A 22,019-nucleotide genomic window follows, 5' to 3' on the forward strand; every position below is an offset into this window, starting at 1 on the left:
TAGTGTGTTTCACGCGATGCGGAATGCGTCGTTCACTACGGAGGGGCTAATGAACTCTTACTACTACGACAGCGCTGCTGCCGCAGCTTTCGTGGGATTCGTCATCCTGATCTCGTTCCTGATCGCGATCGCAGGGTATGTTCTCTCGTCGCTGTTCTTGATGAAGATCTTCGACAAGGCCGGCGTCCAGGGCAAGTGGCGCGCATGGGTGCCCGTGTACAACAGCATGGTGTTCTTGAAGCTGGGAGACCTCAGCCCGTGGCTCATCCTGTACTGCATCGGTGGCGCGGTGCTGCTCAGCTGGATCGGCATCGGCTTCATCTTCTCCGCCGCGGCCGGCGTCCTGATGGTGCTCGCCGCCTACCGCGTCGGTCAGAAGCTCCAGAAGGAGGGCGCATGGATCGTCCTCTACATCTTCCTGTCGATCGTCTGGCTCGCCATCAATGCGTATGACAAGTCGCGCTGGAACACCCAGATCCCGCCGGCTCCGTGGGCCGGGAACAGCTTCTTCGCCGACCGCACGGTGTGGGAGGGCATCCCCGTCCAGTCGTCCGCGGCAGCCGCACCCGGCGCCGCACCCGGATACGGAGCTCCGCAGGGGTACCAGCAGGCCGGCGGCTACCCGCAGCAGGCTCCCGCGCAGCAGCCTCCCGCACCGGGCTACCAGCCTCCTGCCGCTCCGGCCACGCCTCCCGCTGCGCCCGGCGCACCCACGCCGCCGCCGGCGGCGCCCAGTGCACCTCCGGTGGCGCCCACCACGCCTCCGACCACGCCGCCGCCTGCGGCACCCCCGGCTCCGCCCGCGGATCCGAACCAGCCGCCGGCCTGACCGGTTGACGAGGACCCTCGAGGAATCGGGGGTCCTTCGTCATGCGGGAGCCGCGGCTCCGATAACGTAGACATATGGCCAACGACGCCTCGATGAACCCGGAGGATCCTCTTGTCTGAGACGACCACGCACACGCACAGCGTCGCCGTCGCAGATGAAGACGAGATCACCCTGACCTGGGCGGGCGCGACCGACACCGGTCGGCGCCGTGACAACAACCAGGATGCGTTCCTCGCCGAGTTCCCGTTGTTCGTCGTGGCCGACGGCATGGGCGGCCACGCCGGTGGCGAGATCGCGAGTCAGAGCACGATCGCCCGGCTGCAGGACGTGGTCGACTCCGGCTCGGTGACAACGGATGCGATCGAGCGCGCCCTGAAGGACGCCGTGGACGACATCGCAGCCCACCCCGACACAACCGACGAGGGCACCGGGACGACGCTCACCGGAGTGTTCTTCGATCTCGCCGACGGCGATCCGCGCTGGGTGTCGCTCAACATCGGCGACTCCCGCGTCTACCTGTTCCGCGACCAGCGCCTGGTGCAGGTCACGACGGATCACTCGGTGGTGCAGGAGCTCATCTCCTCGGGCCGGCTCAGCCCCGAAGAGGCGGAGGGGCACCCGTACAGCAACGTGATCACCCGCGCGGTCGGTGCGAGCGAGCTGACCCCGCCCGACTACCTCGGGATCGAGGTCATCGACGGCGACCGGTTCGTCGTGTGCTCGGACGGACTCACCAAGGAGCTCACCGACTACGGCATCCAGCACTTCCTGCGCGAGAACGAGGACCCGGGGGCGGCGGTCGACGCGATGCTCTCGGCCGCGCTCGAGAACGGCGGTCGCGACAACGTCACGCTCATCGTCGTGAAGGTCGCGCGCACGGGGCACGACCCCGAGGCCGAGACGGCGACGTCCAAGATCGACACGATCGACTCGTCCTCCACATCGGACGAAGCGGCCGAATAGTCCGGATCGCTGTGGACAACGGCATCCGGTCGCCGCGGAACCTCTGAAATAGGGGGATGGATGTCGAACCCCTGACGCTCCCGGCCGCGGCCGAGGAGCCCCGTCGCCAACCGGTGCCGATCCTCGCTGCCGTGGTGCCGATCGCTGCGGGCATCGTCCTGTGGCTCGTCACAGGGTCGATCCTCTCGCTGTGCTTCGCGGCGCTCGGGCCCCTGATGATCGGCGCGTCGCTGCTGGACGGCGTCCGGACGCGCCGCCGCGGACGCGCGGCGGCTGCCGCGACGGAGCAGGAGGGCTGGGCGAAGGCCGAACAGGAGCTGCAGCGAAGGCATGCGCGAGAGCGGAGGGCCCTGCGACAGACCAACCCCGACGCTGCCGCGGCCGTTCAGGAGCCGCCGCTGCGCGACCTGGCGCCGATCGACGAGACGACGCCGATCGTGATCGGCTCCGGCGATCGGCGCAGCGCCCTGCGGGTGACCGGAGACGGGGACCGTGCGCGGGCATTCCGCGAGCGCGCCGCAGTGCTCGCCGACGCCCCGATCGTCGTCCCGATGGGCAGAGGCGTGTGCCTGCGCGGTCCGCTCCCGTCGACGGCGGCTGCGGCGCGTGCGCTCGTCGTGCAGCTGTGCCTGCAGCATGCGCCGTCGCAGCTCGCGATCTCCGGCGCCGGCCTCGAACGGCTGGGGCTCGCCGCGTTCCCGCATGCGCGTCCGCCGAAGAGAGGCGCGTGGCGACTCGCCGTCGTCGTCGGCGACGATCCGGCACCGGATGCCGCCGCGCAGATCCGTCTGCGTTCCGTCGGCGGCGACGTGCCGGAGGGGATCACGACGGTCGTCGACTGCATCGAGCCGTCGCGGTCGCGGCTGCGCACCGGCGAAGGGACGGATGACGTGGCCGTCGAATGCCTCTCGCGCCCGCAGGCGGAGGCGATTGCGCGAGCCGGCGCGGACCGCGAGGGCGATGCCGCTCAGCTTCCGGATCTCATCGGGCTCGGCGACCTCGCCCGTCGCCCGTCCGGGCCCGGTCTCGATGCGGTGATCGGTCAGTCCGAGGGCGGCGAGGTGAGCCTGGATCTCGTCGAGGACGGACCGCACGCGATCGTCACGGGCACGACCGGATCCGGGAAGAGCGAGCTGCTCGTCACGTGGATCACCGCGATCGCACAGAGCCACGCGCCGGAGCACGTCGCGTTCGTCCTCGCCGACTTCAAGGGCGGGACTGCGTTCGACCCGTTGCGCGAACTGCCGCACGTCACCGCTGTCATGACGGATCTTGACGATGACGGCGCACGGCGCGGCGTGCAGAGCCTGACCGCGGAGCTGCGGCGCCGTGAGACGGTGCTCGCCGGACTCGGCGCGCGCAGCATCGCCGAGTCCGAGGGGCGCCTGGGCCGGCTCGTGATCGTCGTCGATGAGTTCGCCGCCCTGCTGCAGGAGCATCCAGACCTCGCCGTGGTCTTCACCGACATCGCCGCGCGCGGTCGCGCACTGGGCATGCATCTCATCCTGGGCACGCAGCGCGCTTCGGGAGTGATCCGCGACGCGCTCGCTGCGAACTGCCCGCTGCGGGTGAGTCTGCGGGTGACGGATGCCGCGGACAGCAGGCTCGTCATCGGATCGGACGATGCGGCAGAGCTCCCCGGAGGAGCCGCGTCTCGCGGGCTCGCGCTGGTGCGCAGACCGCAGGATGCCGCGGCGACGACCATGCGCGTCGCGCTCACCGGCGTGGCGGACCTTCGGGGGGCGGCATCGCAGTGGGCGGGGTCCGTCGCCCCGGCCAGTCCGTGGCTGCCGCCGCTGCCGCACGCACTGACTCTCGCCGAGCTCGCCGGGCAGTACCGGGCTCAGACGGACCAGGGGAGTATTGTTCTCGGACTCGGCGACGAGCCGGAGCGGCAGCGTCAGCAGCTGGTGACGCTGCAACCCGGAGCAGATCGGGGCATCGCCGTCGTCGGCGGGAGCGGGTCCGGGCGGACGACCGCCTTGCGCGTGCTCTCATCCCAGGTGGAACACGCCTTCTGGATTCCCGCCGACCCCGAACGCGCCTGGGACGCCGTGGACGAGCTGGCCTCGGGCAGGGTCGTCCCGCGACTCGTCCTGTGCGACGACCTCGATCAGCTGATCGCCGCTCTTCCTACAGACCATGCCATGGCTCTCGTCGCACGCCTCGAGGCGCTCATCCGATCCGGTGCGGCGCGCGGTTCGACGTTCGTGGTGTCGGCCGGGCGCGTCTCCGGGCAGCTGTCGCGCATCCTCGAGGCCCTCCCGCAGCGCATGCTGCTGCGGACGGGCACGAAGCTCGAGCACCTCGCCCTGGGCGGCGAGAACGACGGATATCTGCGCGATCGCAGGCCGGGACGCGCGCGGATCGGCGACATCGAGGTCCAGGTGGCGTGGACGGATGCCGAGCTCTCGCAGAACACGTCGGAACCGCCGACATGGCGACCCTCCCAGCGGCCGGTCGGCGTCGTGGTCACCGGCGTGCGCCGTGCAGTCGAGGCTCTCCGCGCCGCCCACCCGGACCGGGAGATCGTCCCGGTCGGAGATCACGCACCGGACCCGACCGCAACGCGGATCCTGGTGGGCGACGCGGAGAGCTGGCAGCGGCAGTGGTCGCTGTGGCAGCGGATCCGCACGGACGGCGAGATGCTCGTCCTCGCGGAGTGCTCGGCAGAGCTGCGCTCACTGGCCGGATGCCGCGAACTGCCGCCCTACGCCCTCACACACCGCGGACGGGCGTGGAGCATCCGGGACGGCGGGGTTCCGGAGCGTGTCGTCATCCGCGACCTCGACCCGACTCGCAGCGGCCGGCTCGCGTGAGCGTCACCGCGTCAGAGCACGGAGCCCAGTGGCTGCGACGACAGACCGTGCGCCACGGCGACGCCCTCGTTCACCACGGCGCCGGCGGCCACGTTCAGACCGGCGGCGAGAGCCGCATCGGCGCCGAGCGCGTTGCGCCATCCCTGTGCGGCGATCCTGCGCACGTAGGGCATCGTCGCGTTCGTGAGCGCAGAGGTCGACGTGTTGGGCACGGCGCCCGGCATGTTCGCGACGCAGTAGAACACCGTGTCGTGCACCGCGAAGGTCGGGTCGGCATGCGTCGTCGGGTGCGTGTCCTCGAAGCATCCGCCCTGGTCGACCGCGATGTCCACGAGCACGCTGCCCGGACGCATCTGCGCGACCATCTCGTTCGTGACGAGCTTCGGGGCGCGGGCACCGGGGATCAGCACGGACCCGATGACAAGGTCGGAGCCCACAACCGCGCGGCGCAGATCGAGCGGGTTGGACGCCGCGGTCTTGACCCGCCCGGCGAAGTGATCGTCCAGCATCCGCAGACGGGGGATGTTCGTGTCGAAGACCGTCACGTCCGCACCCATCCCGCTGGCGATGACCGCCGCGTTCGCACCCGCGACGCCGCCGCCGATCACCGCGACGGTCGCAGGCCTGGTACCGGGCACGCCCGACATCAGCAGACCGAGCCCGCCGTTCGAGCGCATCAGCGTGTTCGCGCCGACCAGAGGAGCCAGGCGTCCGGCGACCTCGCTCATCGGTGCCAGCAGCGGCAGCGAGCCGTTCGGCAGCTGTACGGTCTCGTAGGCGATCGCGGTGATGCCGCTGGCGATGAGACGGTCGGTCAGCGGCCGGTCGGCTGCGAGATGAAGGTATGTGAAGAGCGTCAGACCGTCGCGGAAGTAGGCGTACTCGCTCTCGATCGGCTCCTTGACCTTGAGCAGCAGCTCGGCGCGGTCCCAGACCTCGGCGGCGTCGTCCAGCAGCGTGGCGCCGGCCTCGGCGTACTCCGCATCGGGCATGGAGGAGCCGATCCCGGCTCCTGACTGCACGAAGACCTCGTGGCCCTCGCTGACCAGGTCGTGCACTCCCGATGGGGTCAGCGCGACGCGGTACTCGTTGTTCTTGATCTCTGTGGGGACGCTGATCCTCATCGCGATCTCCTCTCCACCCCCTCCTCGTCGAAGGGATCGTACGGCCCAGGGTCAGGGCATCAGATTCCGGCGCCGGGACGGATCATCCCGACGTCGCTCCCACCGCCGAGGACGGCGAGGGGAAGTGCGTGAACGAGTCCTGCGACATCCGCGGGCTCGAGAGCGCCGGCACGCACGAGCAGCGTCGCCGCGACCACGGTCGACGCGCGCGCCGCGCCGTCGAGCATCTTGACCGCGACGGTCGCGCCGCCGGGAGCGACCATGACCATGACACCCTCGGCGCCGCCCTTGGCGAACACTCCGAGGCGTTCGATCGCGATCGTGTCAGGGCGACCAGGGCCCTCGATCGTCCACGGATGCTCCTTGACCGCTCGCACGAGCGAGCCCGCGACGCGGTGCAGCGCGAACGGGGAGCGCTCGGATGCGGTGCCGATGCGGTGGATGCCGCGGGCGAGGCCCGTCAACGTGATGGCGTGCACGGGCGCCCCGCATCCGTCGATCGCGGTGTGCGCGATCCGCTCTCCGGTGAGACGCTCGACGACCTCGCGGATGTGCCCCTGCAGCGGATGGGCGGGATCGAGGTACCCGTCGGTCGGCCAACCGGTCGCAACGCAGGCGCGCAGCATCGCAGCGTGCTTGCCCGAGCAGTTCATGCGGATCCGGCTGGGCGCTCCGTGCTCGCGGACGATCTCGTCGCGCGTCGCGGTGTCGCCGGGCCAGGACGGCGGGCACGCCAGATCGTCCTCGGTCAGGCCGCCGGCGGCGAGGATCTCGCGGATCGCGTCTGCGTGCCGGTCGGTGCCGTTGTGGCTCGCCGTGGCGAGCGCCAGCTGCTCGCCCTCGAGCTCGGCGCCGGCCGTGACGCAGGCCACCGCCTGCATCGGCTTCAGGCTCGAGCGGGGGAGGAACAGCGCGTCGGGGTTCCCGATCCGCCGGAGGACCTCGCCGTCGGGCGACAGCACGATCGCGGCCCCGGCGTGCCGGGACTCGACGAACCCGCTGCGTTCGACGACGGCGAGTTCAACGGCATCCGCAACGGTGAGAGTCTCCAGCACACCCCCAGCCTATCCGCCGTGTCCGCGCGCCTCCGCGTGCGGCATGCGAGACTGGCGCCATGACTCTCGGTGAACACCGTTACGCGCTCACGGCGACATGGGAGGGCAATCTCGGGTCGGGCACCAGCGGGTACCGCGAGTACTCGCGGGATGTGACGCTCTCCGTCGAGGGCAAGCCCGATGTCTTGGCATCCGCCGACAAGCCGTTCCGCGGCGACCGCGCCCGCTGGAACCCCGAGGACCTGCTGCTGGCGGCCCTGTCGGAGTGCCACCTGCTGTCGTACCTGCACGCCTGCGTCACCGTCGGCGCCGTCGTCGTCTCATACCGTGATTCCGCCACCGGCGTCATGACGGAGGACGGTCGCAGCGGCGGGGCCTTCACGGACGTGCTTCTGCGACCCGAGGTCGTCGTGGCGGAGCCGTCGATGATCGAGCGCGCCGAGCACGCGCACGCCGAGGCGCATCGCATGTGCTTCATCGCGAACTCGGTGAACTTCCCCGTGCGTCACCAGGCGACCGTCACCTCGCTCTGAGGGGCCCGCCCGGCAGCGCGTCAGCGGCGCTCGTGGGGGAGCGCCTGCTTGATCTTCTCGATCGGGGTGTGCGCCGTCGGCTCGTTGTATACGCCGGCGAGCTCCTGCTCGCTGAGCGCGTGGATGCCGGCCATGATCTCGTCCGTCGCCAGACGCCGGGCCTTGCCGCTGCTGGCGGGGCCGTGCACCGAAACGTCGATCGGGTCGCCGAAGCGCACGGTCACCCGCTGCTTGATCGAGGGGAGCTTCGCGCCCTTGGGCATGACCTTGTCCGTTCCGATGAGGCCGACCGGAACGACCGGTGCCCCGGTCTGGAGGGCGAGGAAGGCGACACCGGTGCGTCCCTTGTACAGGCGTCCGTCGGTCGATCGGGTGCCCTCGGGGTACAGGGCGACGGCGAGGCCCTCGTCGAGCAGCTGTCGCTGCTGGTCCAGGGCGTCCAGCGCGGCCTGCCCGGCTCCGCGCCGGACCGGGATGGCGCCGATGGCCTGGAAGAAGTTCTTCTTGGCCGCCCCCGCGATGCCGTGCCCCTCGAAGTACGACGACTTGGCGAGGAAGTGGACCGGGCGGGGAGCTGCGACGGGGATCGCGACCGAGTCGATGAAAGAGAGGTGGTTGCTGGCGAAGATCACCGGGCCGTCGGCGGGAACCTTCTCGCGGCCCTCGATGCGCGGGCGGTAGATCAGGCGTGCGAGCGGGCCGATGACGGCGCGGCCCAGCGCGTAGGTGAACCCTGCTCTGCGCGGTGCTGCGGCGTCGTCCGTCGTGTCTGCGGCGGGTGCCTCGGGTGTCGACGCGGGGATGCCGGACTGCGCAGAGGTCATCAGATCAGGCTACTCGGCGATGCATGCCGGTACGGGAATGCCGACGCGGTGCATCCCGTACAGCGGGAGCAAAGGCGTGTGGGGCAAGATGGTCTGGTTCCCTTTCTCGATCCGAGGTATCACTGTGCGCACTCGCCCGCTCATCGCCCTGTCCACCATGGCCGCCGCAGCCGTCCTGCTCGTCGGGTGCACGGGAGTCGAGGGCTCGACGGGCGATGACGCCGAATCGACGTCGGGCGAGCTCTGCTCGGCGACGATCGCCTCCGGGCCGGCCTCCGAGAGCGTCACCGTCGACGGCGACTTCGGGACGGCATCGACGGCATCGTTCGAGCTCGAGCAGCAGGTCGACGAGGCGCAGCGCACGGTGCTCACGGAGGGCGATGGCGAGGAGATCGCCGACGGCGACTACGTGCAGTACGCGCTGAGCGCCTTCGACGGCGATTCGGGCGAACGGCTCGGCGACGCCGGGTACACCGAGGGCGAGCTCCTTCCCGTCGAGCTGACCGCCGACGTCCCGATGGGACAGCTGATCGGATGCGCGACCGTCGGGTCGCGACTGTCGATCGTGTTCCCGACGACGGATGACGCTGCGGCGCAGTACTACATCCTCGACGTCCTCGACGTCGTCCCCACCGCGGCGTGGGGCGAGCCGCAGGAGCCCACCGCAGGCATGCCTGCCGTCACGCTCGACGACGACGGTGCGCCGTCCGTCGAGATCCCCGATGCGGATGCCCCGACCGAGGTGCAGATCTCGGTGCTCAAGGAGGGCGACGGCATCGAGGTCGGCGAGGGCGACACCACCCTTCTGCAGTACCACGGCGTCAGCTGGAACTCGGGTGAGGTGTTCGACTCCTCGTGGGCGAACGGCGCGCCGATCAGCAGCGAGGGCAACGGCTACGTACCCGGGTTCGTGCAGGCGCTGCAGGGTCAGAAGGTCGGTTCGCAGGTGCTCGTCGTGATTCCGCCCGCACAGGCGTACGGCGAGGGCGAGATCAACGACGACGACCTGGTCGGTCAGACGCTCGTCTTCGTGATCGACATCCTCGCCACGATGCACCCCGCCAGCTCGTGAGCCGCGCCGTACGGCATAGGCTGGCGGCATGCGTCGCATCCTCGTCCTCGGTTCAACCGGCTCCATAGGCACTCAGGCGCTGGATGTGATCCGCGCCAATCCGCGCCGTTTCGAGCTCGTCGGCATCTCAGCGGGCAGCAACGCCGAGATGCTCGCTCGGCAGGCCGAGCAGCTCCAGGTCGAGCACACGGCGCTGGGTGCTGCGGAATCGGAGCAGCTCGTCCGCGACGTCGAGGCCGATGTCGTGCTCAACGCCATCACCGGTTCCATCGGCCTGGGTTCCACGCTCGCGGCGCTGAAGGCGGGCCGCACACTCGCGCTCGCGAACAAGGAGTCGCTCATCGTCGGCGGCGAGCTGGTCACCTCGACGGCCGCCGAGGGGCAGATCGTCCCCGTCGACTCCGAGCACTCCGCACTCGCGCAGGCACTCCGATCGGGGACGCACGATGAGATCCGGCGGCTCGTCGTGACGGCATCCGGCGGGCCGTTCCGCGGGCGTACGCGCGAGCAGCTCACCGAAGTCACTCCCGCCGAGGCGCTCGCCCACCCGACGTGGGACATGGGACGGGTGGTGACCACCAACTCCGCGACGCTCGTGAACAAGGGCCTCGAGGTCATCGAGGCGCACCTGCTGTTCGATGTCGACTACGACGACATCCAGGTCGTCGTGCATCCGCAGTCGATCGTGCACTCGATGGTCGAGTTCATCGACGGCTCGACCATCGCCCAGGCCTCGCCGCCCGACATGCGACTGCCGATCTCGCTCGCACTGGACTGGCCGCACCGCATCGGGGGAGTCGGAAAGCCGCTCGACTGGACGCAGGCGACCAGCTGGGATTTCGAGCCGCTCGACGACGAGGTCTTCCCGTCGGTCGCACTGGCGAAGAGCGTCGGCCGCGCCGGAGGAACGTTCCCCGCGGTGTTCAACGCTGCGAACGAGCAGGCCGTTGATGCCTTCCACGAGGGGCGGCTGTCGTTCCTCGGCATCGTGGACACCATTGCTCGCGTCGTCGACGCGCACGAGGCGCCCGACGCGCTGACCGTCGAGTCCCTGGCGGATGCCGAGGCGTGGGCCCGCGCGACGGCCGATCGCCTGATCGCCGCGCAGTAGCTCCGCGCGGAGCCGCTCAGTCTTCGTACGGCACGGGCCAGTGCGGCTCCGGCACGGGCCATCCGGCATCCCGCACGGCGCGGCGCGCCAGTTCGCGCGCCGAATAGGGCGTGCGGACTCCGCGGATGTCGCGGTAGTCCTGGTGGCCGGGGCCGGCCCAGAGGATCGCGTCGCCGTCCGTGACCATTCCGACGGCCGCGCTGATCGCCGCTTCGGGCGGGGAGAACTCGTGGATCTCGGCGTCCGGCTGCGCGGATCGGGCGCCCTCGAGGAGTGTGGCGCGGATCGATGTCGGATCCTCGAATCGGGGGTGGTGGTCGGTGACGACGAGGATGTCGCTGCCTTCGACGGCCGTGCGCCCCATGTCGCGGCGCTTGGTGGCGTCGCGGTCGCCGTCGGCGCCGAACAGCATCAGGACCTTGCCCGGCGTCACGCGGCGGACGGCGGCGAGCGTCTTGACGAAGGCATCCGGCGTATGCCCGAAGTCGACGTACACGGCGGGGCCGCGCTCGCCCGAGACAAGCTCGGTGCGACCCGGCAGATACGCCTCGATGCGCCCGTCGCGGGTGAGGGCCTCGACGATGCGCTCCCAGGCGTAGCCGCCCTCGAACAGCATGACGATCGCGAGTGCGGCGTTGGCGGCCATGTGCGGCCCGATCACCGGGACGACCGTGGTCAGGGTGCGGCCCTCGGGCCCGGTCACGGTGAAGCGCGTGCCGCGCTGGCGCTCCTCGTCGATCGTGACGACCCAGTCGGCCCGTTCTGCGGCCTCGGCGTCGGCGGCGATCGCCGGCGTGCCGACCGTGACGACGGGAACCTCGGATGCGGCGACGACGTCGGCTCCGAAGGCGGAGTCCAGCGAGATCACGGCGCGACGCGACCGGTCGGGGCGGAACAGTGGCAGCTTCGCCTCGAAGTACTCCGTCATGTCGGCGTAGTCGTCGAGGTGGTCGTGCGAGAGATTCGTGAAACCGGCGACGTCGAACACGATCCCGTCGACGCGCCTGCGCGAGAGCGCCTGCGCGCTGACCTCGACCGCGACGGCCTCGACGTTCCGCTCGCGCATGAGGGCGAGCAGGGCGTGGGTCTCGGAGGCCTCCGGCGTGGTGAGCCTGGAGATGATGACCTCGCCGGCGATGTGGCGCTCCGCGGTGGAGGACAGACCCGTCACGACGCCGAGCTGGCCGAGGATGCCCTCGAGCAGGTGGGTGACGCTGGTCTTGCCGTTCGTGCCCGTGGTGCCGAACAGCAGCGGCAGCCGGTCGTCGGCTCCCGTGCCGTACACCCAGGCGCTCAGGGCTCCGAGGATGCCGCGCGGGTCGTCGACGACGACGATCGGAAGCCCGGCATCCGCGGCGATCTCGGCGCCATCGGCGTCGGTGACGATCGCGACCGCGCCCTTCTCGGCGGCCGTGGCCGCGAAGACGGCACCGTGCTGGTTGACGCCGCGGATCGCGACGAACACCTCGCCGGTGCGCAGGTCCGCGGTCGCGAGGGTGATCCCGGTCAGGAAGACGCCGTCGATCTCACCGCGGGTGGCGGTGCCGAATCGGGCGGCGAGGTCCGCCAGGGCCCGCTGTGGCGGGGCTTCCGGACGGAGCACGGGAGGAAGGCTGGGCTGAGTAGACATAGCCTTCCCATGATCTCACGGGCGGTCCGGGGAGCGCGCCGGGCCGGTGCCCGGCGCGCCCTCGTTCATGTCAGACCGCTTGGGTCACCCCGCGTTCCGGCGGGAGGTGCGGATCGCGACCACGAGCGCGGCGACGCCGGCGAGCAGTCCCGCGGATCCGAGGATGATGCCCGCCACGGGTGCGACATCCTCGCTCTCCGCGCCGCCGGTCGCTTCTGCCGCGTCGGACTCTGCCGCGCCGGACTCTGCCTCGTCGGACCCTGCCGCGTCGTGGTCGCCGTGCCCGGCATCCGCCTCCGCATCGGCGGCGACGGTCACGACGGGAGCGGGGGAGTCCAGGTCGTGCGGATCCTGACCGTCCTCCGCGACCTCCGCCCACGCGTTCGCACCCGTCTCGCACTGCTGCTCGACGGGGAACACGAGCGACTCGGGCGCGTCCTCGCCGACGCTCACCGCCATGGTCACGGCGCCGCGCAGATCATGCGCGACGGGCGTCGTGGCAGTGTACGTCACGACGGAGACGAGACCGTTGTCAGCGCGTTCGACCTCGACGTCCCACATCGCGTCGACCGTCGGCGACACCGAGGTGAGTCCGTCCGGCATCGTGATCCGCATCGCCGTCGTGGGGGAGTTCTCGCATCCGTGCGTGAACGAGAACGTCAGGACTGCGGAGCCCTCGGGCGCCACGCTGTCCGGGCTGACCCCGACGTGGGCCTGTGCGGCAGCGGGTGCAGCGAGGATGAGGCCTGCTGCAAGTGCGGCGACGATTGCGCCGCGGCGGGTGATGGATTTCGACATGGTTTCTCCTGTGCAGGTGCAGCGACGCGCCGGCGCGCGCTGCGTGCGGGCGCGCCGACGGCGTCGCTCGCGATGAATGGATGGCACGTGTGCGACCGACCTGCCGGACGGCGGGTCAGACGCGGGAGAAGGCGGGAGGGCCGCGAAGGGAGAGATCACCCGCGAGAATCGCGGAGACGAAGACACGGGCCGTGCGGGCGACCGATGCTGGGACCGGCCAGCGCGCATGCAGCAGGCGGGGTGCGCGGCGGTGCAGGACCGCCCTGACCCAGTGGAAGACCGCACGGATCAGATTCTCGCCGCGCCACAGCCATGCCACGGTGAGGACGGCGGCGATCAGGTGCGCCGCGAGCATCCCCGTGTCCGGGGCGATGTCGGGCGAGGCGCCGGTGATCGCCGGGAGCACGAGCGTGTGGTGATGTCCGGTGCCGATGGCCGACGGCGCCGCGGTCGCGTTCAAGGCGACGAAGAGGACGTGGAAGATGCTCTGCGCGACGAGTACCGCGCTGCTCAGCCGGCGAAGGCTCGCGCGCGGGCCGATCAGGAGTGCCGCGAGCGGGGTCAGGAAGACGAGGAGTGCGAGCACCAGCAGAGGATGGGGCGCCGCGCCGCCGCCGAGCGTGTGCGATACGGCCGCGATGATCGTCGAGGCCGCGGACGCGCCGGCACCGCGCACGAGTCGCATCCGCCGGGAGGTCACGCCTCCAGCATATGCGGCGGATTCCTAAGCCTCGGGCAGTAGCTTTGGGGAGTGGAAATCCTCCTCTACCTCGTCGGCATCGTGTTCATGCTGATCGGTCTCGGGCTGTCGATCGGTCTGCATGAGATCGGGCACCTCGTTCCGGCGAAGCTGTTCGGCGTCCGCGTCGGGCAGTACATGATCGGCTTCGGGCCGCGTCTGTGGTCGAAGAGGATCGGTGAGACCGAGTACGGCTTCAAGGCGCTGCCGGTCGGCGGCTTCATCTCGATGTCCGGCATGTATCCGGCATCCGACGGCAAGCCCGTGCGCGGACTGTTCGGATCGCTGGTGCAGGATGCGCGGTCGGCGAACGACGAGACCATCGCCGACGGTGCGGAGGACCGGGTCTTCTACCGGCTGCCGGTGTGGAAGCGGATCATCGTCATGCTCGGCGGGCCCGTCATGAACCTCATCCTGGCCGTCGTGATCTTCACGGTCCTCGCATCGGGGATCGGCCTGCAGCAGGGCACCACCACGATCGCCGGGGTGACCGAGTGCGTCCTTCCGGCCGGCACCACACAGACCGAGTGCGCAGCGGGCGACCCCGCGTCTCCGGCTGCCGAGGCGGGTGTCCTGCCCGGAGACGTGCTGGTGTCGATCGACGGTCAGCGGGTCGCGGACTTCGCCGACGCCACAGAGATCGTCCAGGCTTCGCCGGGGAAGACCCTCGACATGGTCGTCTCCCGCGACGGCGAGGATGTGCACCTCTCGATCACGCCGATCACGGCCGAGCGCACGCTGACGGATGCCGGCGGGCAGCCGCGCCTGGACGAGGACGGCGAGCAGATCGTCGCCGAGGTCGGGTACGTCGGGATGAGCGCGCAGATGGGCTTCGTGCCGCAGCCGCTCGGCACCGGGGCGGAGATGGCCGGGCAGAACGTCGCCCGTGTGGGCGAGTTGATCGTGCAGCTGCCGGTGAAGCTGTGGGATGTCGGCGTGTCCCTCGTCACCGGGACCGAGCGCGACCCGGACGGCCCGCTCAGCGTCGTCGGCGTCGGCCGTCTCGCCGGTGAGGTGGCCGCCACGGATGCCCCCATCCTGGACCGGTTCGTCGTGCTGCTGAGCCTGCTGGGCTCGTTGAACATCGCCCTGTTCGTCTTCAACCTCATCCCGCTCCTGCCGCTGGACGGCGGTCACGTCGTCGTGGCGCTGTGGGACGGCATCCGCCGTGCGTGGGCGAAGCTGTTCCGCCGGCCGCCGCCGGCTCCCGTGGACGCCACGCGGCTCGTGCCGCTCACCGTCGTCGTCGCCGTCGTGCTGATCGCGATGGGCGCGCTGCTGATGATCGCCGACGTCGTGAACCCGGTGAACCTGTTCCAGTGAACTCCCCGGCGCGACTCCTGCGGGACATTGGGCGAGCCGCAGGCGAGACGAAACGGGTCGAGCGAGCGGAGCGAGCCGAAACCTCGCGCGCTAATTGAGCGCGTGCTCGACCAGGCGCTCCAGGGTACGGATGCCGTCGCGGGACAGGATGGACTCGAGGTGCCCCTGCACGCTCGCGAAATGCTCGCCGCGAAGCGCGTAGACGTCGCCGGTCGCCGGGTCGGCGGAGACCTCGGCTGCGCCCGCGCGCTCGGCTGCGGGGGAGACCCGAGCGGTGAAGGTGTTGTAGAAGCCGATCGAGGCGTCCTCCCCGAACACCGGCACCGTCTTCTGCAGCCCCTGATGCGGTGAGGCGAGCGGGGCGAGCTCGATGCCGAGACTGTCGGCGAGGATCTGATGGCTCAGGCACACCGCGAGCAGGGGAGTGCCTTCCGCCAGGCGCCGCGCGACGACGTCGCGCATGCGTGCGATGCGCGCAGACTCCGTGTCGCGCGGATCTCCGGGGCCTGGCCCGGCGACGAGCAGCTCGGCGGCGTCTATGTCGGCGTCCGCGACCTCGCTCCACGGCACGATCCTGGCGTCGAGCCCCAGGTGCCGCAGCTGGTGGGCGAGCATCGTGGTGAAGCGATCCTCCGCGTCGATCACCAATGCGCTCCGACCCGTGAACGGGCCGGTGGCGCCGTCACCCTGCGGGTTGATCCAGAACTCCGCCAGGCGCGAATTGCGCGAGGCGAGCAGCTGGGCGACCTCGGGGTCATCGGCGAGTGTCACCGGGGCGGCGTCCGGCTGATCGGCGTCCGCGGCGGCTTCCGCGACCGTGTCGCGGGGGATGGCGCCGATCGCGCCGAGAACGCCCGCAGCCTTGCCGTGCGTCTCGCTCACCTCGCCGTAGGGGTCGGAGTGACGCACGAGCGTCGCGCCGACCGGAACGCGCAGCTTGCCGCCTTTCAGATAGACGGTGCGGATGAGGATCGGCGCGTCCACGTCGTGTCCGCCGTCGGCGTTCGGGGTGAACAGGGCGGCGACGCCCGAATAGTAGCCGCGGGGGCTCGTCTCGTGGCGTCGGATCACCGCGCACGCGTTCTGCATGGGGGAGCCGGTGACGGTCGGGGCGAACATCGTCTCGCGCAGGATGTCGCGCGGGTCGAGGCGGCTGCGCCCGCGCAGCATGTACTCGGTGTGCGTGAGGCGCGACATCTGCTTCAGATGCGGGCCGGTGATGCGTCCGCCGTCGGAGCAGACGGCGCTCATCATCTTGAGCTCTTCGTCGACGACCATGAACAGCTCCTCGGTCTCCTTGGCGGAGGAGAGGAAGCCGACGAGCGTCTCCTTCGTGGCGCCGCCAGCAGGGTGGCGGAAGGTGCCCGAGATGGGGTTCATCGTGACGATGCCGTCACGGGCGACGACGTGCGCCTCGGGGCTGGCGCCGACGGCGATTTGGCCGGGGGTGACGACGGCGAACGTCCAGTAGGCGCCGCGCTCGTGCTCGAGGAGCGCACGGAACCAGGTGATCGCCGCCCGCCGCTCGTCCACGTCCACGGCTGCGGTGTAGTCGCGGCGGATCACGAAGTTCGCGCCTTCGCCGCGACCGATCTCATCGGAGATCACGCGGGAGACGACCTCGGCGTACTCCTCGTCGCTGATGTCGAACCCCCCGTCGCGCAGCGGCACGGGTTCGGTGGGGAGGGCTGCGAGAAGCTCGCCGCGGTCGAAGTGATGGTGCTGGTCGACGATGAGGCAGCGCAGTGGAGTGCCGTCATCCACCGCATCGAAGCCGCGTTCGCGCACCTGGCGGTAGGGGACCATGGCGAACACCTCGCGCGGGGTGCCGTCGGCGCTGAGCGGGATGTCCGCGAGCAGGTCGACGTCGAGGATGTCGCCGGTGAGCAGTTCGACGGTCTGAGCGCCGTCACGGGCGATCAGCACGAAAGACGCTTCGGCGTCCTGTACGAGGCCGTCGAGCAGGTTTTCGGTCATCGATGTCTCCTGTGGAGTGCTCCGGCTCGGACATACGAAAAGACCGCCCCGGAGGCGGTCTGGATTCGAGTATTGCGAACGCACCGCCTAGGAGGCGGGCCACCAGGTGATTGTTCGCATGCGGTGAAACTATCACAGCTGTCAGCCCCCGCCCGGCGGAGCCGCGTAACCTGGAGTCGTGCCTGCAGTCAACATTGGGATGCCGAGCGTCCCCGAAGTTCTGAGCCCCCGTCGCAAGTCGCGTCAGATCAGCGTCGGCAAGGTGCTGGTCGGCGGCAATGCTCCCGTGAGCGTGCAGTCGATGACCACGACGAAGACGACGGACATCAACGCCACGCTGCAGCAGATCGCCGAACTGACGGCATCCGGCTGCGAGATCGTGCGCGTGGCGGTGCCGCATCAGGACGACGCGGATGCCCTGAAGATCCTCGCGATGAAGAGTCAGATCCCCGTGATCGCCGACATCCACTTCCAGCCGCGCTACATCTACACGGCGATCGACGCCGGGTGCGGTGCCGTTCGCGTGAACCCGGGCAACATCCGCGAGTTCGACGGAAACGTCGGCAAGATCGCCGAGGCGGCGAAGGCCGCCGGCGTCTCGATCCGTATCGGAGTGAACGCCGGGTCCCTGGACAAGCGGCTGCTCGCCAAGTACGGCAAGGCGACGGCGGAGGCGCTCGTGGAGAGCGCCGTGTGGGAGGCATCCCTGTTCGAGGAGCACGACTTCCACGATTTCAAGATCTCGGTCAAGCACAACGACCCGATCGTGATGGTGAAGGCATACCGTCAGCTGGCCGAGCGCGGTGATTGGCCGCTGCACCTCGGCGTCACCGAAGCCGGGCCCGCGTTCCAGGGCACGATCAAGTCGGCGACGGCTTTCGGCATCCTCCTGTCGGAGGGCATCGGTGACACGATCCGCGTCTCGCTGTCGGCTCCGCCGGCGGAAGAGGTCAAGGTCGGCCACCAGATCCTGCAGTCGCTGAATCTGCGCGAGCGCAAGCTCGAGATCGTCTCGTGCCCGTCCTGCGGCCGTGCCCAGGTGGATGTGTACACGCTGGCGGACAACGTCACCGAGGGGCTGAAGGACATGACGGTCCCTCTGCGCGTCGCCGTCATGGGATGCGTCGTGAACGGGCCCGGTGAGGCGCGCGACGCCGACCTGGGCGTGGCATCCGGCAACGGCAAGGGCCAGATCTTCGTCAAGGGCGAGGTCATCAAGACCGTGCCGGAGGCCGACATCGTCGCGACGCTCATCGAAGAGGCCAATCGCATCGCCGAGGAGATGGGCCCGGACGCGAAGCCCGGCACCGCTCAGGTGATCACGGCCTGATGTCGCCGACCGTCGTCACGTTCCCCGCCGGTTCGGTGGTCGGGGACAGCATCATCTCCTCGGTGCACGCGAGCGAGGCCGGGGCCGTTGTGATCGTGGATGCGACGCCGTTCCATCCCGTGGATCACACCTGGCCGGATCAGCCCGGGGATGCCGGTGCGATCCGTCTCGGTGGGGAATCCGTCGCGGTCGTCGAGGCCGTGATGGCGGCGGTGAGCGACGATGGCGCCTTCGCGGTCGGTGCGGACATCCCGGTCAAGCGCGGCGTCGAAGGATGGACCTGGCTGGTCGGTCATGTGCTCGATGCGGAGGCGCCAGCCTGGCTGACACCTGGTGCGGAGGTCTCCCTCGAGGTCGACGCGGAGCTGCGAGCCGGCCTCAGCCGCGGTCACACCGCGTGCCATCTGGCATCGCTCGCGCTGGACCTCGCCGTGGCGGATCTCTGGCGGAAGGATGCCGGGGCAGATGCGCTGGGCAATCCCGACTTCGAGGGTCGCGCGAACCAGAGCAGCCGCATCCATGAGGACGGCGCGGTGGACGGATACCGCCTGGGCAAGAGCCTGCGCAAGGCCGGGTTCGACACCGAGACGTTCGCGGCGACGCTGGGGGAGCGGGAGGCCGCGATCAACGCGCAGCTGTCGGCATGGGTGGCTTCGGGTGCTTCGAGCCTGGTGGAGACCGACGGTCCCACGATCGTCGACCGCCGTCGCTGGCATTGTGCGTTGCCGGAGGGTGACGCCGTGATCCCGTGCGGGGGTACGCATGCCCGTTCGCTCGCGGAGTTCGCATCGATCTCGGTGACGCTCGAGCTGCCCGATCCGCAGACGCTCGTGATGACCACGACGGCTGTCGGCGCGTAGTCAAAGCGTGACGCGTCACGCCGCTGGTCGGAATCTCTTGGGTGGTGGTTCGATTCCTGCCCAGGCGTAGGCGAGTGCGATGCGCGGTCTCAGCTCGCGTTCCTCACCGGAGCGATGTCTCACGATGAACTCGCCCTTGCGGTCGCTCGTGATCCGCCACTGCCCGTGGTGCAACCGCATGTGGTGGAATCGGCAGAGGAGGATTCCGCGGTCGATGTCGGTTCTGCCGCCTTCGGAGTAGGGGTCGATATGGTGCGCTTCGCAGTACGAGGCGGGTCTGTCGCAGGCCTTCCATCGGCATCCGCCATCGCGGATCGCGAGGGCTATCCGCTGTTTCGGCGTGAAGAGCCGATGTTCGCGCCCCACATCGAGCGGGTTGCAGCAGCCGTCGACGGTGACGCGGGTGCTCCCGCTGTCGCAGATGCGCTGCTCGGCGTACGAGTCGGGCATGGCCTGCAGGCCGTCTTCGGTGAGCACGGGGCCCGTGGCCTGTCCGCTCGCGTCGACCGGCTGCACGAGCCGGACCCCGGCTTGGCGGGTACCGAACACTGTTTCCGCGTCGGCGAGTGAGCCCGCTCGCAACAGGTCCATCACGAGGTCATAGGCGAGTTGATCGTTCGTCCGGGAGTCGTCGGCGAGCTCTTGCGCCCGTCGCTGCTCATCGGCATCCACGAACCGTGGGCCTCCGCGTCGCGGACGAAGCGCCGCGTCCCGGATCGTCGACAGCCACAGGTACCCGTCATCGTCCAGCACTGCGGAAGCGCGATGGCGACCGTCCGGCTCGGTCCACATGCGGAAGGAGCGAGCAGCGTGCCGTTCGAGGAAGCGCGCCTCCGCCCCGTCAGGGTCGAGCTGGTCGCGGATCGTTCGCGCGGCGGCGCGGAGCTCCTCCAGCGTGCGATGCGCGGCCTCCGCGACGAGCTGTTCGGCGGCGACGGTCCATGCCTCGCGGAACCCGAGGAGCACGGCGTCCGATGCCCCTTCTGGCGTGGGCGGCTCGTCCAGGCCGCGCAGGATCGCGTCGTGCTGCTGTTGCGAGATGACGCGTCCGAACAAGGCGGTCCGCAACGGATCGTCCCAACGAGCAGAAGTGCGAGGTGCGTCGCTGGCGCACGTGTCAGAACCGTCCGCGAGGAGTTCGTCGTCTGCGAACGGCGCCTCCTCGGGTTCCAGCAGCGATTCGCCGACGCGGCTCTGGCGCGTGGCATCCGCTCGTGACGTGCCGGTGATGTCCTGGATGAGAGAGGCGGCACTGCGGTGCCCGTTCGACTGCGCGAGCCCGGAATGGCCGGCCTCGCGGTTGGAGCGGCGTGAGACGATGCCGGATGCGACGAGGCTCACCTGCTCGACCGCCTTCACGATCTCATTCGCCTGCCGGAGGACGGAGATCACGGCGTCGCCGTCGAGCGCACCGATGCGAGCGGGCAGATCATCGGCCTGCACGCAGTCGCCCACGAGATCGCGCATCGCGCTGATCCCGTCGGTGATCTCGGTGAAGAAGGCCATACCCCATGCTCTCGTGGACCACTGACGTTCGAAGCTAGTTTCGATACCGATCAAGGTGATCTGAGGTAACGGATAGATAACATCGCTGTTCCGCGCTACCGTGCTCCGATGAAGTGGATCCTCTACGACATCGGCGGCGTCCTCGAACTCGTCGACGATCACAGCTTGCCGCAGCACCTCGAGCAGGCCTGGAGTGATCGCGTCGGCCTGCCCGTCGACGTGTTCCGTGCCCGGCTCGACGACGCCGATCTCCCCGACACGACTCTGCAGGCGGACGTTGCCGCGGAGTACTGGCAGAAGTTCGGCGCTGCGCTCGAGATCGATGACGAGGAGGTCGCGGCGATGCGAGCACAGATGTGGGACGCGTACTGCGGAGAGGCGAACACAGAACTCCTCGATCACGCGCGCTCGCTGAGGGGCCGCGCAGGCCTCGCGGTCCTCTCCAACTCGGGTGACGGTGCACGTGAAGAGGAAGAGAGGCGCTTCCAACTCTCGTCGATCTTCGACCCGATCTGCTACAGCCACGAGCAGGGCGTGGCGAAGCCGGATGCAGGTGCCTATCTCGCCGCACTGGACCGCATGGGAGCCTCCGCCGCCGATGTGCTGTTCATCGACGACAACGAGGGCCCGAAGCACGGCGCCGAGAGGTGCGGCATCCGCGCCGTCCTGCACCGCGACAACAGCGCGACGATCGCAGCGATCGAGGCGTTCCTGGCCGAGTGACCGTCACGATGGGGCGGTTCTCAGAACTCGGACAGGATCTCCGCCAGCATCCGATGACCCTGGGCCTCGAACTCCTCATCGCCGACCTGGAAAGCCCAGCACGCCGTTCCGATCGCTTCCTGCAGGCGTTCCAGTCTCCACTCGTCGGGATCGCGCGGATCGGCGCCATAACCCGCGAAGAACGCCGCTTCCAGGTCCGGCCGGCCGCGCCACTGCTGCGCGGAGAGGCGGGTCAGATCCGTCGCGGCGGGACGGAATCCGAATCGGCCGAAATCGATGACGCGCACGGTGCCGTGATCGATGAGCCAGTTCCGCGGCTGCCAGTCCCCGTGCGTGGGGACGACCGTGGCCGAGCCGGCGGACGCACGGTGCAGGATGCGCCGGGCCTCGATCGCGGCGTCCGGAGCCACGCGATTCGGCTTGTCGAGCCACGACAGCGCCCTCGCGATCGTTCTGCTCCCGTAGTCGGCGACGTCCTGCGCGTACTGACTGTGCAGCTCACGCAGGAGCCGGCCCGCCTGCTCGTGGGCGTCCGGGCTGTGCTCGGCATCGGTGCCTTCGAGCAGCCTCCCCGGAAGATGGTCGAGGATCATCACACGCAGCGCCTCGTCCGCGTCGCGCAGCCGCGCGGCATGCCCGGATGCGACGAGCCGAGCGGTGTACGTCGGATGCGCTCCGATCTCGCGGGCGATGTGATGATTGTCGGCGTCCCCCGCCTTCACGACGAGGTCTTCCGCGCCTGCTCGGACGTGGAGCACGATCGATCCGACAAGATTCCACGACATGTCGCTCACGACCTCCGC

General features: G+C 69.7%; 19 protein-coding genes. 10 read left to right on the top strand and 9 right to left on the bottom strand.

Going from position 1 to position 22,019, the window contains the following annotated elements; translation table 11 throughout:
• The first annotated feature begins 49 nt into the window (after positions 1-49).
• From HWX58_RS05630 to HWX58_RS05640, 3 genes are all read left to right on the top strand, one after another.
• Positions 50-829, top strand: coding sequence for a DUF5684 domain-containing protein (locus HWX58_RS05630; protein WP_175986024.1), 780 nt, complete (start codon positions 50-52; stop codon positions 827-829).
• Positions 830-940: 111 nt separating this feature from the next.
• On the top strand, positions 941-1,792 hold the full coding sequence (locus tag HWX58_RS05635) for a PP2C family protein-serine/threonine phosphatase (RefSeq protein ID WP_175986025.1): 852 nt from the start codon (positions 941-943) through the stop codon (positions 1,790-1,792).
• A 56-nt stretch (positions 1,793-1,848) separates the two neighbouring features.
• Positions 1,849-4,611, top strand: coding sequence for an FtsK/SpoIIIE domain-containing protein (locus HWX58_RS05640; protein ID WP_175986026.1), 2,763 nt, complete (start codon positions 1,849-1,851; stop codon positions 4,609-4,611).
• Between the two features lie 11 nt (positions 4,612-4,622).
• Here HWX58_RS05640 and ald read toward each other — a convergent pair whose 3' ends face one another.
• Together ald and HWX58_RS05650 are read right to left on the bottom strand one after the other, a co-directional pair.
• A complete protein-coding gene (gene ald, locus HWX58_RS05645) occupies positions 4,623-5,735 on the bottom strand; it encodes an alanine dehydrogenase (protein ID WP_175986027.1) in 1,113 nt (370 codons plus the stop codon).
• A gap of 59 nt (positions 5,736-5,794) precedes the next feature.
• The gene (locus HWX58_RS05650; protein WP_175986028.1) at positions 5,795-6,790 is read right to left on the bottom strand and encodes an asparaginase; all 996 of its coding nucleotides are present in this window, start codon (positions 6,788-6,790) and stop codon (positions 5,795-5,797) included.
• Positions 6,791-6,849: 59 nt separating this feature from the next.
• Between HWX58_RS05650 and HWX58_RS05655 the strand changes: the two genes are divergently transcribed.
• Positions 6,850-7,323 carry an OsmC family protein gene (locus HWX58_RS05655; protein WP_175986029.1) on the top strand — a complete coding sequence of 158 codons (474 nt, stop codon included), beginning with the start codon at positions 6,850-6,852 and terminating at the stop codon, positions 7,321-7,323.
• Between the two features lie 20 nt (positions 7,324-7,343).
• Here HWX58_RS05655 and HWX58_RS05660 read toward each other — a convergent pair whose 3' ends face one another.
• Complete coding sequence (locus HWX58_RS05660; protein WP_175986030.1) at positions 7,344-8,147, bottom strand: lysophospholipid acyltransferase family protein; 804 nt, start codon at positions 8,145-8,147, stop codon at positions 7,344-7,346.
• An 88-nt stretch (positions 8,148-8,235) separates the two neighbouring features.
• Here HWX58_RS05660 and HWX58_RS05665 point away from each other — a divergent pair, with 88 nt between their 5' ends.
• Both HWX58_RS05665 and dxr read left to right on the top strand, forming a co-directional pair.
• Complete coding sequence (locus HWX58_RS05665) at positions 8,236-9,219, top strand: FKBP-type peptidyl-prolyl cis-trans isomerase (RefSeq protein WP_250646111.1); 984 nt, start codon at positions 8,236-8,238, stop codon at positions 9,217-9,219.
• 28 nt (positions 9,220-9,247) lie between these two features.
• Positions 9,248-10,330, top strand: a complete 1,083-nt coding sequence (gene dxr / locus HWX58_RS05670; protein ID WP_175986031.1) for a 1-deoxy-D-xylulose-5-phosphate reductoisomerase — start codon at positions 9,248-9,250, stop codon at positions 10,328-10,330.
• A 16-nt stretch (positions 10,331-10,346) separates the two neighbouring features.
• Here the strand turns inward: dxr and HWX58_RS05675 are convergent, their stop codons facing one another.
• The 3 genes from HWX58_RS05675 to HWX58_RS05685 all read right to left on the bottom strand — a co-directional run bounded on the left by HWX58_RS05675 (position 10,347) and on the right by HWX58_RS05685 (position 13,458).
• The gene (locus HWX58_RS05675; protein WP_175986032.1) at positions 10,347-11,960 is read right to left on the bottom strand and encodes a Mur ligase family protein; all 1,614 of its coding nucleotides are present in this window, start codon (positions 11,958-11,960) and stop codon (positions 10,347-10,349) included.
• Between the two features lie 84 nt (positions 11,961-12,044).
• A complete protein-coding gene (locus tag HWX58_RS05680; protein WP_175986033.1) occupies positions 12,045-12,758 on the bottom strand; it encodes a YcnI family protein in 714 nt (237 codons plus the stop codon).
• A 115-nt stretch (positions 12,759-12,873) separates the two neighbouring features.
• On the bottom strand, positions 12,874-13,458 hold the full coding sequence (locus tag HWX58_RS05685) for a hypothetical protein (RefSeq protein WP_175986034.1): 585 nt from the start codon (positions 13,456-13,458) through the stop codon (positions 12,874-12,876).
• 51 nt (positions 13,459-13,509) lie between these two features.
• On the opposite strand from HWX58_RS05685, the gene HWX58_RS05690 reads away from it, so the two are divergent.
• The gene (locus HWX58_RS05690; RefSeq protein ID WP_175986035.1) at positions 13,510-14,820 is read left to right on the top strand and encodes a M50 family metallopeptidase; all 1,311 of its coding nucleotides are present in this window, start codon (positions 13,510-13,512) and stop codon (positions 14,818-14,820) included.
• A 90-nt stretch (positions 14,821-14,910) separates the two neighbouring features.
• Here HWX58_RS05690 and HWX58_RS05695 read toward each other — a convergent pair whose 3' ends face one another.
• Complete coding sequence (locus HWX58_RS05695) at positions 14,911-16,797, bottom strand: anthranilate synthase family protein (protein WP_175986036.1); 1,887 nt, start codon at positions 16,795-16,797, stop codon at positions 14,911-14,913.
• Positions 16,798-16,975: 178 nt separating this feature from the next.
• Here HWX58_RS05695 and ispG point away from each other — a divergent pair, with 178 nt between their 5' ends.
• Complete coding sequence (ispG, locus tag HWX58_RS05700) at positions 16,976-18,127, top strand: flavodoxin-dependent (E)-4-hydroxy-3-methylbut-2-enyl-diphosphate synthase (RefSeq protein ID WP_175986037.1); 1,152 nt, start codon at positions 16,976-16,978, stop codon at positions 18,125-18,127.
• Positions 18,127-18,987: an alanyl-tRNA editing protein gene (locus HWX58_RS05705; protein WP_250646112.1), complete on the top strand. Its 861-nt coding sequence runs from the start codon at positions 18,127-18,129 to the stop codon at positions 18,985-18,987. Before ispG ends, HWX58_RS05705 begins: the two co-directional genes overlap by 1 nt.
• A 15-nt stretch (positions 18,988-19,002) precedes the next feature.
• Here the strand turns inward: HWX58_RS05705 and HWX58_RS05710 are convergent, their stop codons facing one another.
• Positions 19,003-20,493, bottom strand: coding sequence for an HNH endonuclease signature motif containing protein (locus HWX58_RS05710; protein ID WP_175986038.1), 1,491 nt, complete (start codon positions 20,491-20,493; stop codon positions 19,003-19,005).
• A gap of 108 nt (positions 20,494-20,601) precedes the next feature.
• Here HWX58_RS05710 and HWX58_RS05715 point away from each other — a divergent pair, with 108 nt between their 5' ends.
• Entirely contained in the window at positions 20,602-21,216 is a 615-nt protein-coding gene (locus HWX58_RS05715) for an HAD-IA family hydrolase (protein ID WP_250646113.1), read from the top strand.
• Between the two features lie 20 nt (positions 21,217-21,236).
• On the opposite strand, the gene HWX58_RS05720 is transcribed toward HWX58_RS05715, so the two are convergent.
• The gene (locus HWX58_RS05720) at positions 21,237-22,001 is read right to left on the bottom strand and encodes a phosphotransferase family protein (protein ID WP_250646127.1); all 765 of its coding nucleotides are present in this window, start codon (positions 21,999-22,001) and stop codon (positions 21,237-21,239) included.
• Between the last annotated feature and the right edge of the window lie 18 nt (positions 22,002-22,019).

It is taken from the genome of Microbacterium tenebrionis (assembly GCF_903645325.1).
Taxonomy (GTDB): domain Bacteria; phylum Actinomycetota; class Actinomycetes; order Actinomycetales; family Microbacteriaceae; genus Microbacterium; species Microbacterium tenebrionis.